The organism is Njordella calcicola (genome assembly GCF_056494125.1).
The window spans coordinates 2520712-2536962 of sequence record NZ_CM151396.1 but is presented as its reverse complement, the minus strand read 5'-3'; the positions used below and the strand labels follow the sequence as shown (position 1 = coordinate 2536962).

The 16251-nt window shown below is 52.3% G+C and carries 13 protein-coding genes; 6 read left to right on the top strand and 7 right to left on the bottom strand.

Annotated features, from left to right (window positions below):
- Window positions 1-56 precede the first annotated feature (56 nt).
- Window positions 57-599 (bottom strand): NUDIX domain-containing protein, encoded by a 543-nt coding sequence (locus SH302x_RS09535; RefSeq protein WP_479368496.1) that lies wholly within the window; start codon window positions 597-599, stop codon window positions 57-59.
- A 323-nt stretch (window positions 600-922) separates the two neighbouring features.
- On the opposite strand from SH302x_RS09535, the gene SH302x_RS09530 reads away from it, so the two are divergent.
- The 3 genes from SH302x_RS09530 to SH302x_RS09520 all read left to right on the top strand — a co-directional run bounded on the left by SH302x_RS09530 (window position 923) and on the right by SH302x_RS09520 (window position 4550).
- Window positions 923-2212, top strand: coding sequence for a beta-ketoacyl-ACP synthase III (locus tag SH302x_RS09530; protein ID WP_479368495.1), 1290 nt, complete (start codon window positions 923-925; stop codon window positions 2210-2212).
- A gap of 93 nt (window positions 2213-2305) precedes the next feature.
- The gene (gene crtI, locus SH302x_RS09525) at window positions 2306-3856 is read left to right on the top strand and encodes a phytoene desaturase family protein (protein WP_479368494.1); all 1551 of its coding nucleotides are present in this window, start codon (window positions 2306-2308) and stop codon (window positions 3854-3856) included.
- A 439-nt stretch (window positions 3857-4295) separates the two neighbouring features.
- Complete coding sequence (locus SH302x_RS09520; RefSeq protein ID WP_479368493.1) at window positions 4296-4550, top strand: response regulator; 255 nt, start codon at window positions 4296-4298, stop codon at window positions 4548-4550.
- A gap of 153 nt (window positions 4551-4703) precedes the next feature.
- Here SH302x_RS09520 and aroA read toward each other — a convergent pair whose 3' ends face one another.
- From aroA to SH302x_RS09500, 4 genes are all read right to left on the bottom strand, one after another.
- The gene (gene aroA, locus SH302x_RS09515) at window positions 4704-6026 is read right to left on the bottom strand and encodes a 3-phosphoshikimate 1-carboxyvinyltransferase (protein ID WP_479368492.1); all 1323 of its coding nucleotides are present in this window, start codon (window positions 6024-6026) and stop codon (window positions 4704-4706) included.
- Between the two features lie 152 nt (window positions 6027-6178).
- Window positions 6179-7651: a DUF1501 domain-containing protein gene (locus SH302x_RS09510; RefSeq protein WP_479369257.1), complete on the bottom strand. Its 1473-nt coding sequence runs from the start codon at window positions 7649-7651 to the stop codon at window positions 6179-6181.
- 25 nt (window positions 7652-7676) lie between these two features.
- Entirely contained in the window at window positions 7677-10085 is a 2409-nt protein-coding gene (locus SH302x_RS09505; RefSeq protein WP_479368491.1) for a PSD1 and planctomycete cytochrome C domain-containing protein, read from the bottom strand.
- Between the two features lie 93 nt (window positions 10086-10178).
- On the bottom strand, window positions 10179-11390 hold the full coding sequence (locus tag SH302x_RS09500; RefSeq protein WP_479369234.1) for an ISAzo13 family transposase: 1212 nt from the start codon (window positions 11388-11390) through the stop codon (window positions 10179-10181).
- Between the two features lie 554 nt (window positions 11391-11944).
- On the opposite strand from SH302x_RS09500, the gene rbp reads away from it, so the two are divergent.
- Entirely contained in the window at window positions 11945-12391 is a 447-nt protein-coding gene (gene rbp, locus SH302x_RS09495) for an RNA-binding regulator (RefSeq protein WP_479368490.1), read from the top strand.
- 419 nt (window positions 12392-12810) lie between these two features.
- On the opposite strand, the gene SH302x_RS09490 is transcribed toward rbp, so the two are convergent.
- Window positions 12811-13821 (bottom strand): alpha/beta hydrolase, encoded by a 1011-nt coding sequence (locus SH302x_RS09490; RefSeq protein ID WP_479368489.1) that lies wholly within the window; start codon window positions 13819-13821, stop codon window positions 12811-12813.
- A 505-nt stretch (window positions 13822-14326) separates the two neighbouring features.
- Here SH302x_RS09490 and SH302x_RS09485 point away from each other — a divergent pair.
- Window positions 14327-14710 carry an STAS domain-containing protein gene (locus SH302x_RS09485; RefSeq protein WP_479368488.1) on the top strand — a complete coding sequence of 128 codons (384 nt, stop codon included), beginning with the start codon at window positions 14327-14329 and terminating at the stop codon, window positions 14708-14710.
- A 96-nt stretch (window positions 14711-14806) separates the two neighbouring features.
- Here SH302x_RS09485 and SH302x_RS09480 read toward each other — a convergent pair whose 3' ends face one another.
- On the bottom strand, window positions 14807-15400 hold the full coding sequence (locus tag SH302x_RS09480; protein ID WP_479368487.1) for a hypothetical protein: 594 nt from the start codon (window positions 15398-15400) through the stop codon (window positions 14807-14809).
- Between the two features lie 156 nt (window positions 15401-15556).
- Between SH302x_RS09480 and SH302x_RS09475 the strand changes: the two genes are divergently transcribed.
- Window positions 15557-16234 (top strand): NAD(P)H-hydrate epimerase, encoded by a 678-nt coding sequence (locus SH302x_RS09475; protein ID WP_479368486.1) that lies wholly within the window; start codon window positions 15557-15559, stop codon window positions 16232-16234.
- Window positions 16235-16251: the final 17 nt, after the last annotated feature.

The following is a 16251-nucleotide window of genomic DNA, read 5'->3' as shown; positions in this document are numbered from 1 at the left end:
ACTCGCTGAACTGCGTCCCACAATGCTTCGTCTAATGCTTTTGAACCATCGCGTTTCTAGAATAGTTTCTCAGAAGCAACTTTTAGGATCAGCGTACACGATGGTGCGTGCGTAATTTGGCTGGTCATGACCGCCTGATAAGCTTCGCGCAGTGTCATTTTGACCGTAGTGATTTGCTCGGTTGCTTCATGCTGTGGTGTCCCGAATATGAGGCCTTGCGCGAGGTACAGTTTGGTCGGCGAATTGATGGATGCAGTGAAAGGATCGACGCAACCGTAATCGGTAAGTAGGTCTGCTTGAATCCCGAGTTCTTCGGCCAGCTCACGTTGAGCGGCTTGGAGCGGCTGTTCGCCTTCATCTACGCCGCCGCTGACGACTTCCAATGTTACACGCCCCACGGCGTAGTGAAATTCGGAGGTGAGGTAGACATTTTCATCGTCATCTAAGGCTAGAACGGAAACGCCACGCTTGATCTGCACCGTCGCGTAAGAGCCAAGTTTTCCGTCGGGGCGAATCACCTCATCCCGTTGGACCTTCAACCACGGGTCCCCGTAGACTTCTTGAGAACGGATGATTTTCCAAGGGCCGTGAGCTTGCATAGATGATATTTTTAGAACTTAAAGTGTGTGGGAAGCCCCTTAAATCTTGCCTGCGATGAAGATTCCGAGCATTTCTTGGCGAAAAATTGGCGGCGATTCAAGGTGCTGTGGCAAATCGTTCTGATTCGGTTACATTTGTAGGGGAAGCTTGGGTTAGTTTGCGGAAGACTAGCAGGTCGCAGTTCTCGCCAGCAACATCAACTCTTCAGCGTAATCACCTTCATGGGCATCGACAAACCGATTGTATCCTTGAAAAAAGCAACTGAGCCGCAGCTTGAGTGTTGCAGCATTTGAATTCGTCTTATTGAGTATTGTTTTCGCCTGTGTCGATCAAAAAACTGACTTCAGATTCAGACGGCAAGGTGCAGCAAGAGCAGCCAATCCGAGTGGCCAAAGAGTTGCCGCCCCAATCTAGTTCATTTCCAATTCTTTCAAGCCAGCAGCAGGTCCGAGTGGATCCTACTCATGAACGGGAGAACGATTCATTGCCTAGCACCGAATCGAAATTGACAAGCGGCAAAGCATTGCGACCTAGCGATGACGCCGGCGTAAACGACCAAGCTTCTTCTCCGGCGAACGTTCGAGGAGTGCAACTTGCCCCCAGCGGTCGTTCGCGAATTGGGGAATGCTTGGGTTTTCAGGTCGCTGCCACGGGCGCGTATTTGCCTCAGCAGATTGTGACCAATGAAGACCTGCAAGGCTTGGGTTGTGACAGTGACTGGATCGTGCAGCGCACGGGCATGCTGCAACGTCGTAAAGCGGCCGATGACGAAGCAACCAGCGATTTGGCATATTTTGCCGCCGTCGACTGTTTACAACGGGCGGGTGTGCCTGCTCACGAAGTCGATTTGATCGTGGTTGCGACCATCACTCCAGATCATTTTACGCCGTCGACGGCGTGTATTCTGCAGAATCGATTGGGCTGTATTGCGCCTGCCTTTGATCTCAACGCAGCCTGCTCTGGTTTCGTTTACGCAATGAGCGTTGCTGGACAATTTGTACGATCTGGGAACGCTCGCAATGCATTGGTGGTCGGTGCCGAGATTATGAGTCGGACGGTAGATCCCAACGACGTGAAGACTTATCCGCTGTTTGGCGACGGTGCTGGAGCAGTCTTGCTGCAACCGGATACGCGATCAGCAGAATCTCAGGCGGGCCTGATTGCTTACGCGTTGGGAGCAGAAGGCGCAGGCGGACCGCAGTTGCTGATTCCAGGTGGTGGTTCGCGAACACCCCTGACGCCTGCTGCGATTCAATGTGGGCAACAGTTCCTCAAGATGGATGGCCGATCGGTATTTAAGTGGGCGGTACGAATTATTCGCGAAAGCTGCCAGGACGTTTTAACGCACTCTGGATTAGAGGTTGAGCAAATTGCGTCCTGGGTACTGCACCAAGCGAACATCCGCATCATCGACGCTGCCGTCGATGAATTCAAGCTGGACCGAGATCGCTTAGTCATCAATGTCGATCGTCTAGGCAACACGTCCGCGGCAAGCGTTCCCCTTGCTTTACACGATGCGGTGCTGGCTGGAAAAATCAAGCAGGACGATTACGTGATGCTGTGTGGATTTGGAGCCGGGTTGACCTGGGCCACCGGTATTATGCGTTGGTAAGCGTAATCGCTGGCCATCGTTAGCTGTATTCCAGATTGCTTGACAGGCTGCTATAACACAGGGAAGTTTCATGCTCTCACACAGCGACGGGATATGTCGAAACGCAAAGTAATTGTGATTGGTGCCGGACCTGGCGGACTAGCTGCAACGATGCAGTTGGCAAACGCTGGGGTCGATGTGACCGTTTTGGAGAAAATGGATCGCGTAGGCGGTCGTTCTGCTAGCATCCAAGAGGCAGGCTATCGCTTTGACACCGGTCCAACGTTTTTCCTGTACCCTCGTGTGCTGGAAGAGATCTTTCGCAGCGTTGGTTATGAACTGTTTGAAGAAGTGCCAATGAAGCGGTTGGATCCGCAGTATCGACTGGAGTTCGGTGCTGGCGGACGTCTGGATTGCACTGGTGATATCGCTCGTATGGAAACGGCCATCGAACGTTTCTCGCCCGCCGATAAAGGCAGTTTGTCGCGGTACATGCGCGACAATCGAAAAAAGCTTGCGGCGTTTCGTCCTATACTCGAATCGCCATTTGATAGTGCATTTGACCTGTTGCGACCTTCGCTCATGGGTGCCGCTCCGTTGGTCAAGCCATGGAAGACGCTGGGGCAAGAGCTAGAGAGTTATTTCAAAGACCCTCGACTAGTTCTCGCTTTCTCGTTCCAGTCGAAGTATCTAGGTATGTCTCCTTTCAACTGCCCAAGCTTGTTTTCCATTTTGTCTTATTTGGAATACGAATACGGAGTCTTCCACCCTTACGGTGGTTGCAATAAAGTCAACGAGCGGATGGCCAGCATCTCAGAAGAACTAGGAGCAACCATACGTCTGAATGAACCGGTGACAAAGCTTGAGTTTCGAGGCAAAAAAGTAACTGCCGTCAACACGCCGCAAGGTCGCTATGAATGCGATGCGATCGTGATCAACGCGGACTTTGCACATACGATGCAGTCGCTAGTCCCCAACCATTTGCGTCGACGTTGGTCGGATGAGAAGCTTGAAAAGAAACGATATTCTTGCAGCACCTTCATGATGTACCTGGGAATCGAAGGCCAGTATCCTGAAATCCCGCATCATACGATTCATATCTCCAAAGACTACCAACGCAACTTAAGGCAGATCGAAAATGACTTTGAGCTGCCAGACGATCCATCGATTTATGTCCACAACCCAAGCATTTTGGACGCGAGCATGGCACCGCCCGGGCACAGCGCGGTGTATGTCTTGGTCCCCGTCCCGCATCTGACCGACAAGACTCCGTGGGACGCAGCGGAGACCGCGAGGTATCGCGAGCTGACGCTCGACAAACTTGAGGGTTTAGGGCTAAGCGGCTTAAGGGATAAAATTCGCTATGAGAAATTAATCACACCTCGCGATTGGGCTCATCAACATGGTATCTATCGCGGAGCCACGTTCAATCTCGCTCATAATTTGAAGCAAATGTTGCACATGCGCCCGCATAACAAATTCGAGGAACTGGACGCCGTCTATCTGGTTGGCGGCGGGACTCATCCTGGCAGCGGCTTGCCAGTAATTTATGAGTCGTCTCGGATAACGTGCAAGAAGCTACTGCCCGACTTGGGAATCCAAGCCCAAGAGATGTACGAACGCATACCGTCCAAACCATCTTTGGCTCCCGCAATTGTGTCGTAGTGGCACGCACGTGCTGTGCGGCTTTCGAACACTTACGGCACCTACGGTTCTGAAGCGTGTTTGGTCATCGACCAGCGCCGCCGAATTCCAGAAACCACATGCAACTTCTGTAGCAGCATATTCAGCCAGATCCTCAGTTGCAGTGACTGTGCAGTAAATTTTGATGGCATTCGGTTCTAAGGATTGGCGCGGTTATTGCTTTAATGGCAGACGCGTTTTTCGTTCGGTTTTCCGTTAAATCAGTTTTGTTAATACTTCATGATTAATAGCCAGGAATTTTGCTTTAACTGTTCACAAGAGCGTTCGAATCCGCATAATATGTGTCGTGATGTGAGCGTAGGCGGGACCCTACGCTGGAAATTTCAACATCCTGATGCCCGAAAAATCAGCACATGGATTGTACTGGGGCGACGTCAACCTCTTTATGAAGGAGTATAGAGTGAAAGCTTCGGTCCGATTTACGAGACCTTGTCCAACTTGTGGACGAATGTTGGAGATCCCTGTTACGTTGATTGGCCGGTCGGTGGGCTGCAGCCACTGTAGCGCGGAATTCCGTGCGACAGCACCACAAGATCGATCGACCGACGAAGATCAATTGCTGGATGAAAAGATAGAACGTTTACTTCGCGATGCAGAAGCTTACTGCAACCCCGCGATGACTTCGTTAGGTCTGGTGAGCCAGCAAGTCGGTTAGGTTCATTGCGCAGGTGAACTTGCCAACTCATTACGACTGTTTAAGCATCTCACTCACTTAGCCGCGTACTCCGCGGCTTTTTTTATTGCCATGGTTTACGCCGTACGCCTGCGGTTGATGCCTCAACGCCGTGGTCTCCTAGGCAGCTACTGTCTAATCGTGACGCAGCAGTTGAAGATCAAAGCAGCGCTGCATGTCTTCGAAAAAGTGAGGATAGGTTTTGGCGGTACAGCCAGGATTCTCAATCCAAATATCTGCGATACGTAAACCAACCAAGCTAAGACTCATCGCCATCCGATGATCGTTATACGTCTTGACGGTGGTGGGTTTCAGCAGCGATGGGTAGATCGTCAAGCCGTCTTGATGTTCATCGACGTGAGCGCCCAGTCGACGCAATTCACACACAAGATCGGTGATTCGATCTGTCTCTTTGTATCGGTTATGCTCAACACCGCGAATTGAAGTTATTCCATCAGCAAACAATGCAACGGCAGCAAGCGTCTGCACAGTGTCACTAATTTCGCTCATGTCAACCTCGATGCCGCGCAGCGGAGCTCCACGCAGTTCGATCGAGTCAGAATGCCACTTCACTTCACAACCCATCTGCGCAAGCACAGCCGCGAACTGGACATCGCCTTGTAAGCTATCGGTGCCAAGACCTTGGATAACAACCTCTCCACCGGTAATCGCCGCGGCCGCAAGATAGTAGCTTGCAGCAGAAGCGTCAGGTTCTACCGTGTAGTCGCAAGGCATATAGAGTTGCGGCGCTGGAATCTTCACAATCTGTTCGTCCAGCACCGCGGCGACTCCAAAGCTATTCATAACCGCGAGCGTCATTTCCACATAAGGACGTGACACCAGTCCCCCGGCGATTTGTATCTCGACGTCTCGACTGGCAAGCGGACTGGCCATCATCAAACCGCTGAGAAATTGACTAGACACGTTCCCAGCCACACTGACCCCGCCACCTTGTAAACCACTTGCATTCAGTTCAATGGGCGGGCAGTCTGGGCGATCGGAGTTCAAACTGCTGATACCGCAGCCCATCGAATGCAAGGCCAACATCAAATCCCCGATAGGACGCTCGCGCATACGCGGGATGCCGTCCAACCGAAAATGACCATGGCAGGCGGCCAAGGCGGCAGTCAAGAATCGAATGGTCGTTCCGGAGTTGGCAACGAAAATATCAGCCGATCGGATAGGCAACTTGCCCCCGCAACCGGTGACATGGCAAGTGAACGATTCATGATCGACCGAGATTTCAAGCCCTAATGACTTCCACGCCTTGAGCATCACTTCCGTGTCTTCGCTCCACAGCATGTTTCGCAAGACGCAAGCTCCGTGCTTCGCTCCATCACTTAACGCCGCACAAATCAAAGCTCGGTTCGTGATACTTTTTGATCCCGGCGGTTGAATCTCACCGCGTAAAGCTCCGCGTGGAACGAAAGCAACCTGTTGCGTATTCGGCAGTGACATAGAGTGTTGGATAAGCGTTTTGAGGCGAGAGGTTTCAAAGTCCCAAGTTTAACCGCAGTTCCCAAGTCAACTAGTCTTACCGACCAAACGCCCCGGAAAAAGACCACCTTTCAGCCTCTACGCGAAATAGCCACCATCAAGCGAGCGGATTACTACACTAGCACGTCTTGGATCACCTTGCCATGAACGTCAGTTAGCCGATAATCGCGCCCCTGGAAGCGATATGTCAACTGCGTATGATCAAATCCCATCAAGTGCAAAATGGTCGCTTGCAGGTCGTGAACATGCACCGGCTTTTCCGCTACACTGAAACCCAACTCATCGCTTTTTCCGAAATCAAGTCCGCCTTTCACACCGCCACCTGCCATCCACATGGTGTAAGCATCTGGGAAATGGTCGCGGCCCAACGTTTCGCTTTTTGCCGTGCGACCTTCGCGGAAAGGTGTCCGCCCAAACTCACCTCCCCATATAATCAGTGTTTCATCCAACAGTCCTCTTGCTTTCAAGTCCTTGAGTAGCGCTGCAATCGGTTTGTCCATGGTGGCACACTTCTTGGTCAAGCCATCGGTTAGCCCCTCACCCGGGTTTGTGCCATGGAAGTCCCATCCCCAATCAAACAACTGTACGAACCGAACGCCAGCCTCGCTGAGCCGTCGCGCGAGCAAGCAATTATTGGCAAAGCTCGCTTCACCAGGTTTAGCGCCGTAAGCATCAAGCGTCGCCTGAGTTTCTTGCGTGATATCCATCACTTCAGGTACCGAGACCTGCATGCGAAAGGCGAGCTCGTATTGGGCAATACGAGTTAGCGTTTCCGGATGCCCTAACTCTTGTGCTTGAACGGCATTCAATTGCTGCAACGCATCGAGACTCATTCGGCGGACGCCACGCGTCATTCCTGCCGGGTCGGATGCATACAACACGGGGTCACCCTTGCCGCGACATTGCACGCCCTGATAGACCGATGGTAGAAAGCCGCTGCCAAATGAGTTCTTTCCTCCATTGGGCTGCACACCGCTTGAGATCAAGACGACAAACGCGGGCAAGTTCTCATTCTCACTGCCCAGACCATAAGTCGCCCAAGCGCCCATCGACGGTCGCCCTGAACGTGGTGAGCCCGTTAGCATCAAAAGCTCTGCTGGCGCATGATTGAATTGGTCGGTATGCATCCCATGCATTATGCACATGTCGTCAGCAATGGTATGGAAGTTTGGAATCGCATCCGACATCCACATACCAGCTTGACCAACCTGCTGCCATTTGCGCGGCGATCCCAGCAGCTTAGGCGTACCGCTGGTAAACGCAAACTCTTTGCCCTTGACAAATTGCTCAGGGCAATCAGTACCATCCAGTCGAGCCAGTTCGGGCTTATAGTCGAACAGATCCAAGTTCGGCGGCGAACCCGTCATGTGCAGATAGATCACTCGCTTGGCTCGAGCTATCTGCGGTGGCGATTTAGGTGCCAAAGGATTAGCGACATTCAAGAGAGCTGCCGTCGGTTGCTCAGCCGCTGGCAAATCACGCGCCAGCAGCGACGCGAGCGCAAAGCCCCCGATGCCAGCGGTCGACTGTCTTAGAAAATGCCGACGCGTCTGACTCGCGAGTTGTTCTAGCCGCAATGGATTCATCTGTTTTCCAGTAGGTATGTGCATCTTAGCGAGGCATTAAAAATTCATCTAAATTCAACAGCACGTTGGCCAGCACAATGAGCGCGGCGATTTGAGGCTTCGTCAATTCCTGCTCATACGTGCCCTCTTTTGAAATCAGTTGATCGACATCGGATGGGTGATTCATGTAGTGTTCAAGTACCTGTGATTGAAGCTGCTTCATGACCATTAATTCAGATGTTGTTGCAGCCCGCAGCAGAGTTCGTTGAAAACCAACTTGGATTTGTTCGTCAAGCTGCGTTTCCATTGCCATGGCGGTGGCGAGAGATTGAGCAGCTTCGAAGAAGACGGGATCATTCAAAGTGACCAACGCTTGCAGCGGTGTATTTGTTCTTGATCGCCGCAGCGTGCAGACCTCGCGATTGGGCGCATCAAAGGTCGCCATGGAAGGATAAGGGTTCGAACGTCGCCAAGTGATATAGATTCCACGTCGATAGCGATCCTCGCCGTCACTGGTTTGCCAATCGGTCTTCGAGCCGAACGCTGCAGTCAACCCCATCTCGGGCTGGACTGGACGCACCGGTGGACCATACATCTTCGCAGTCAATAAACCTGCGGCCGCGAGCGCTTGATCTCGAATTGTTTCGGCAGGTAATCGAAATCGAGGTCCACGTGCATACAGTCGATTCGCTGGATCAAGCTCCAACAGCTCCGGCGCCACCTGGCTGGATTGCATAAACGTGGCCGACACAACCAACTGTCGAAGCAATCGCTTCACGTCCCAACCGCTTTCTATAAAGTCTGCGGCCAACCAGTCTAATAGCTCTGGATGGGAAGGCGGATCACCTTGCGAACCGAACTCTTCGCTGGTCTCGACCAGTCCTGTTCCAAAGATTTGTTCCCAATAGTGATTGACGATCACCCGCGCCGTCAGTGGATTGTTTTCCGACACCAACCACTGGGCAAGCGACAATCGATTCCTGGGCGCATCTGGTGCCAGGCTGGGAAAGCACTCTGGCACATTCGCGGTTACCTTTTCACCCAAGCTTTGATAGTTACCGCGGATTTGGACGAATGTCTCACGTCGCTTTTCCGCGGGCAGGTCTTGCATGATGGGCACTGTTGTCACGGGTTTGAGCCGTTCGAGGTGCTTCTTAGCTTCTGACAATTTGGTCTCCAGTTGCTGGACCTCGGTCGGTACCTCCAGATTTGGAGTTGCTGTTTGATCGGAGCTTGACTCGAGCCCTTGAGAGCCGATCGGCTGGGAAACCTTGCGCTTTAACTCTTTGAGTTCAGCTTCCAGTTGCTGGACTAACGCTTGCTGCTGGTCTCGAGCTGCGCGATCTTCCGCTGACTTCCACACTTCATGGACAGGCGCCTCGTCGGTTCGATCATGGTCGGCAGTCTGGTTGAAGAAGTCAAACAGCGCAAAGTATTCAGACTGCGAAATAGGGTCATACTTATGTGTGTGGCACTGAGCACACGCGATGGTAGTTCCCATCCAAACGGCCAGCGTTGTATTTACACGATCCACAATAGCTTCGTTACGAAACTGTTCGTCATTGGTGCCGCCTTCATTATTCGTCATTGTATTGCGGTGGAACGCGGTCGCAATCAATTGCTGTTCGGTAGGGGATTCCAATAAATCACCTGCGATCTGTTCGATCGTGAATTGGTCGAACGGCATGTTGGCGTTGAATGCGTTGATGACATAATCGCGGTACGCCCAAATGGTTCGAGCAGGGTCGTCGGCATAGCCGGCCGAGTCCGCGTAACGGGCCAAGTCCAACCAGTCGCGAGCCCATCGTTCCCCGAAGGCAGGCTTACTCAATTGCACATCGACGAATGTTTCAAACGCGTCCGGTGCATCGCTGTGTTCTAACGCTTCAAGTTCGGCCGATGTGGGAGGTAGGCCTGTGAGAGCCAAAGCAGTTCGACGCGCCAATGAGCGGCGGTCGGTCATCGGCATGGGCAGCAAGCTCTCTGACTCAAGTCTTGCGAGAATGAATCGATCGAAATGAGTTGTTGGCCATGTGATGTTGATTACTTCTGGAAGTTCCGGCCGTTGGATAGGGCGGTACGACCAATGCACCGCGTAGTTGGCTCCTTCGTCAATCCATCGTTTCAAAAGTGTTACTTGATCTGGCGACAACGGCTTACCTTTGCCTGGTGGAGGCATGCGAGTGTCGTCATCCGTGCTAGCGACGCGGGCCAATAGCTCGCTAGCGTCTACACCTTTCGGCGCAATAGCGACGTGCCCACCAAGATCAGCGGTAGCCCCCTCAAACGTATCGAGTCGCAAGTCCGCCTGACGCGACTGATCGTCAGGTCCGTGGCATGCAAAGCACTGGCTGGACAATATGGGTCGGATGTCTCGATTGAAGTCGATCGTATCGGCAACAGCGGCACGCAAAAACAACAGGCTGGTGGCATAGATTATTGCGATACGAAGCATAGCTTTTTCAATACGCGGATGAAGTAACGATTGCTTTGTTTATGAAAGCATACGTTGCTTAGGCCTTGCTAAACAATTACTGTCCGTAATTATTTATTTTGCCGGGTGTATTTCGTAATTCCATTCTCCATGGAATTTATTCCGATGAATTATAACTTCTGCGAGCTCCTCGTCGGTAACCTTTCGAGCTTTCTCGTAGGTCTTTCCATCTATCCATGCATGCACCTCTAGGCCGGTGGTCGTACGTGTGTTGCCAATGAGGCTTACAACAACCTCTAGAGTTTCAAGAGGAACTCCCTGCCAATTGCGGGTTATGTGGCAAAACAGTTTGTGTTCAATTTTGTTCCACTTGCTTGTGCCGGGAGGATAGTGGCAAACTTCGATGATCAGCCCAGTAGCATTGGCCAATTTTTGTAACTCGGTTCGCCAAAGTCGTGTGCGCGGGCTATTACTCCCGCCACTATCGGCTGTGATTAGTACCCGCATGGCTTTCGGGTAGCTTTTGGAACCCAGCCGTTTCCACCATCTACTGATTGCCGATACGGCAAACTCGGCTGTATCGCTGCTAATACCAATCGTCACGCCTGCTTCATTTCGCCCAATATCATACACGCCATACGGGACTGCCTTGCCCAATTCCTTATCGGGAAAGTCGTGCGTCTCGACTTTGATCGGATCTTTTCGGCGTCGGTACGTTTTCCCTGCGTTTTTCAGGTTTCCCAAGACTTCTTTCTTTTTCGTGTCAACCGAAATGGTTGGCTGATGCTTCTTCTGAAGTAGGACTATTCGCTTTGAGATGAATTCAAACTGCGCATTTCGATCTGGGTGTTGATTGCCTTCGATGGTCTTACGATTCGCCTGAAGGCTGTAGCCAGCCGCCTTGAGCAGTTGGCCTACCTTCACACTGCTGACCTGAAATCCTTGCCGCTGCAATTCAACGGCAAGGGACTTGGTGCTTTTGCATGTCCACCGAAGAGGGGACATCGGATCGCCGCGAGTGCCGGATGAAACGAGTCGATCCAAAGCCTTTTTAAGTTTCGGCTGTTCAACCTCCCGAGATTTACGACCGGCCCCCGGTTGTCTTTGTCTGTTGGAGGATGCTGCGTTGGGATCATCGAGTTCGAGAATGCCGCGACGAATAGTGCGTTCCGAAACCCCCGTTGCCGCAGCAACAGCAGAGATTCCTCCCCAACCCAAGGATCGCGCTTCTGCGGCTGCCCATCGACGACGGGCGCGTTCATCCAAATCCGCTTCAATTGCGGTATACTTCTGTGCGATCCATGTTATGACTTGTGCATCCGGCATACCCGAAATCATCGCAAATTTTAATCATCGGAATCAACCCTAATCCGGACACTTATTGTTTAGCGAAGCCTTAGGTTGGTGGGGAGGGATGTGTAGGAGGGGGGCGAAAGCAGAAAGCCTTACCAATTACTGCTGCGTCTATTGTAACAGCTCATCGAAGCTGCGGCAAAACACATAGCGAATGCATTTTCAAGTTAGCGTTGGTGTGGGACGTACTTCGTGGTTGGTCCACTGATAGGGGCTGTGCAGGTCTAGTATTTGAGCGTCGAAATAATTACGAACAATGTTGACTTTGGAATCGGGGTTGTTGATAATTCGGCGGTGTGTGGCGACAAGCGGCCAGCCGCTGATGGCATTCCGGTGCGATTTGCACAGGATGCTGGGGATCGTGGTTGACGCTCTGGTGCCGGTTTCCGGAGACGCTATCTATGGAGCTTTTTTCTGACCTTCCTCGGCGTTGCCTTCCGGAAACAGAGCGGGTTTCGACAGATGCGTCTCCAAATGTGAGTGCTGCTTGATCATTGCAAGCAGGTTTTGTATTAAGGTTTGGTTCGGTGACGAATATATACGTCGGAAATCTTTCGTACCGCGCGACGGAAGACGAAATTCGCTCAGCATTTGAGCAATATGGATCAGTTTCCAAGGTCAGTATTATTATGGACCGCGACACTGGTCGTTCTCGAGGGTTCGCATTTGTCGAGATGGCAAATAGTGACGAAGCACAATCGGCAATCACGGCATTGAACCAACAAGAAATTGCTGGTCGAAGAGTTTCAATCAACGAAGCGCGTCCGAGAACGGACCAGCCACCTCGTCGCGAATTCCGCGGCGGCGGCGGCGGCGGCGGTGGTGAATACCGAGGCGGTGGCGGCGGTGGTGAATACCGAGGCGGTGGCGGCGGTGGTGAGTACCGAGGTGGAGGCGGCGGCGGCGGAGGAGGCCACCGTGGTGATCGTGGAGACCGCGGCGATCGTGGAGATCGCGGTCGAGATCGCTACTAAACGTGTTTGGTAGCTCACCGGGATATTCGATGAAACGCGACTGACGAATCAGTCGCGTTTTTTGTTGGTGAGACGGTTGTTCTGCGCGACCGTTGGGCTTGCCCCAACGCGTCGCAACAGGATTGGTGTGCTAAGTTCGCGAGGGTCCCCGCCTGGCTATAGCAGAAGATTCCATTGGGCACGCTGTCTAGAACTCCCAAGCGGTGTCCGACAGGGACAAGCCCCAATCGGACATGCGCGCAGTTAGGATTGCCTCAGCGCACCAATCCCATGGAAAAGACTGGGCAATAGAATGGGGGCAGGAGAATGGTCAATCGCTCTTAGCGCACCAATCCTATTGCGAGTTCGCTTCGGTGCAGAAGCGTGTTCTGGTTTTGACAGACGTTGCTCGAGCCCAATCGATGGCAGACACTTTGCGGCTAGGTCGCGGGCTTCAGATAACCATGCATTCCGAGCCAACGTACATAGGCATCGAACCAGCCTGTACTGGTGGTGGTTTTCTGGTACATGCCGAAGCCGTGACCACCTTGTTCGTAGTAATGCAATTCAACAGGGCGATTTGCTTTACGCCAGTTCTCGATCAGACCGAAGCCAACTGGAAAAAGCGGGTCATCGGCTGCGATGGCTGCGAAGAGGGGTGGCGCGTCGGCGGGAACTTCGACCGCATTCAGGCCGCCATAGATGCTGGCGATGAACGCGGGTTTTGCTTCCCCGCCGCTTAACGTTGTAGTCATGGTGAGCATTGCGCCAGCGGAAAAGCCAATCATACCGATGCGGTCAGGATCCACGTGCCATTTCTCGGCATTCTTACGGATCAGAGCGAACGCGGCGTTTGCGTCGGCGACTTGCGGTGCGATACGAGCGGTCATCTCGGCGGGTGTAGCCCGCGCCGAACGCGGACCACTCCCGGTCCGGGGTGTAGTCGGATTAGCGAACTCCTTGAGATCGGCCGCGGTCTGATTAAGTCGATACTTGAGCACAAAAGCCGCCACGCCTTTGGCGGCGAGCGCCTCGGCGACCTGCCAACCCTCATTCTCCATTGACAACGTTCTGAAACCTCCCCCTGGTGCAACAATCACAGCCGCGCCAGTCGCATTCGAAGGATCAGGTAGAAATGGCGTCAACGTAGCCACTGTAACGTTGCGCGCAAACTTACTTCCGTACTGACTGTGCCACGACTCGGGCGTTTCGGCGTCGGGCAGTGGCCCTGTCCCCAACTCAATGGCGTCAGGCTGAGCAGGGATTTCAATTGGCGTCATGGCGTCCCTGGTACCGCTCTCATTTGCGACGTTTTGACTGGCCGCTTCCTGAGATATCGCTGGCGTTAGCAGCGAGAGAAAGCACGCTGACGATAACGACACACAAAACAACGTTCTCCTAGCCTCTCGAAACAAGCGAGCGACGACTTTTTTTGTGTTTCTATCTTTCACAGTGGACTCCAGCGGTGAATGGTTTATTTGAGAGAATGCCGACTTCGGATCTTGGAGTATATAATGCGTCGATTGGCATAGCTACCACACAACGTGAATGCCCAGGGCAAATCATTTTTTGAATTTAGGCAAATTTGCCGTTGAGCAATAGCTCACGGTTTCCGAGAGAACCGACGCTATCGCGTGTCTGCTAAAGAACCGATGCTATCGCGTTTCTGCTAATGCGCAATGTAAGTATCTGACTTGCCCTGATGTGGAGAGCTTTAGACTTCAAAACCCAACATGTTCACTATATACTGATGCCTCGACGTACTTTAAAGCGTGGGTCGCGTGCCGGTTCGATACCTATCGCAAAATGCCTGTTGAACGTTGATTTCTCCCCCCCCGATGATGTCCGTTCAGATCCCGGATGCGAATCTCACTCATTCTCACAGATGGTTAGATTGCTAGAGCACGTTGCAATTTTCCCGTAACACTTACTTTTGTAAATGGAAAGCTGAATCGCATGAACGCGCCGTCGTCAACGCAACTAACAATCGAGAGTCAAGGAAGAGTATTAATAGCCAAGCTCAACGTGCCGAAGCTGAGAGAACTGGAACAAGTCCAAGAGATCAAAAAGAGTTTGCTTGATGCAATCGCCGAGCATCAACCGTCAAACGTAGTTATTGATTTGGGACTTGTTGAGTTCATAGCGTCGATTGGATTCCTGGCATTCCTCGCAGTTCGACGCGAATCGAGTGTCTCTCAGATTGCGCTCTGCGAACTTCAGGAAAATGTACGAGAAGTTTTCACACTCTGCCGATTGATTCCAAATCCTAATAATGCAAACGCTCCATTTATGGCTTATTCAACTTTGGAAGAAGCACTTGCGGCAGCGGACAAATGCTAATGAAGTTGACCGCCCAGTTCTGGGACGGTAGTCGACAAGCCATCTGAACGTCGGTAGTTTTCGCGCTAAGCGACGGCCGCTACATGATACTGGAGGTCACTCGACTATTCGGGCGACCACGTTGCTTACGTCGCCGTCTCGGTTCATCACGAGGTCTACTCCCAAGGTCATCAGCCAAGGTTGCACACTCAGCAATACTTCCCGCAAACTTACCATGATGACCGGACGTGTTGTGAGCGAACCGGCGGCCGCGAATTGGGCGCCTTCGTCGGTCAGTCGTTGCAGCAGTTTTCCCAAGCGGCTAAACACCTCTTGGTCCAAGTCGCATCCTGGTAGATCAATCACCGCGAAGGAAATTCGGTTCCAACCTTGACCACGAGCGGACGTACCGCTCGCCTGAGTTTGTTTGGTAACCAGCACGTCCAGCGCTGGATTCGTTGGTAGACATGGTGTCAAAGCACTCTGCTCGGAACGCAGCAGGATTGCCGTCAGTAATTCACGATTAGCGTGGGCAATATCATGCGAGATATCGTCCATCACATTCAACTGCCAGTGTAAATCGCACATAGATTCACAAGCTTGTCTCCAGCGCAGGCAATGCCAAGGATCGGTACCAATGTAGGCTCCAAAGTACTTCCGCTTTTCGGCCAAGGGGTGCACGTTTAAGCGTGATTTTGGTGGAATTCGCATTGGTTCTTTACTATCGTTTGGCAGCGAATCATTCGAACAGATCGATTAAAATAATCAACGCGATGATGGGAGCAGACTTGATCCCGGCTTTGATATGTATCGTAACAGCATCCTAATTTTAGTTGACTCTCTCCTCAATCCCACTGCAAAATCCGTATGAGTGAATTCGCCAATCGACGCCAGTTGCAATTGATCGATCAATTAGCCGTCTCGCAACACTCCATACATTCGTTGCAACTGATGGAAAATGCGGGAGCGAATGCGGCAGCTTGGATTTGTGCTCATCGCAAGCCCGGCCGAGTCGTTCTATTATGCGGTCCCGGCAACAATGGAGGCGATGGCTTCGTGGTCGCTCGCCATTTAGAGTATGCTGGTTTTCAGGTGACGATTGTCTTGATCGCCGACCGAGCCAAGATCCGCGGAGATGCGCTTCATAACTTGCGCATAGTCGATACGATTCCAGCGATCCAAGTTATCGAGAATCCGAACGGCTCGACATTGTTGAGCTTAATTAATCCACTTACAGCCCAGGACACGTTGATTGATGCATTGTTGGGGACCGGAGCGAGTCTGCCGCTGCGCTCCAATATGCGAGCGGTGCTAGCGTCGGTTGCGTCCAGCGCCGCCTTTCGAATTGCGCTCGATATTCCCACTGGAATGGATGCAGACACAGGCGATACTGACTCCGCTTGTTTCCGAGCGGAGGCGACGTTAACGTTCGCAGCCTCCAAAATTGGTTTCCAAGCAGATGCGGCTCAATGTTATCTTGGCCAAGTCGTCGTGCAACCGATTGGTGTACCGCGTAGTTTGATTCGCAGCGTTCTGGCAACGTAATGGTCCTGGCAACATGC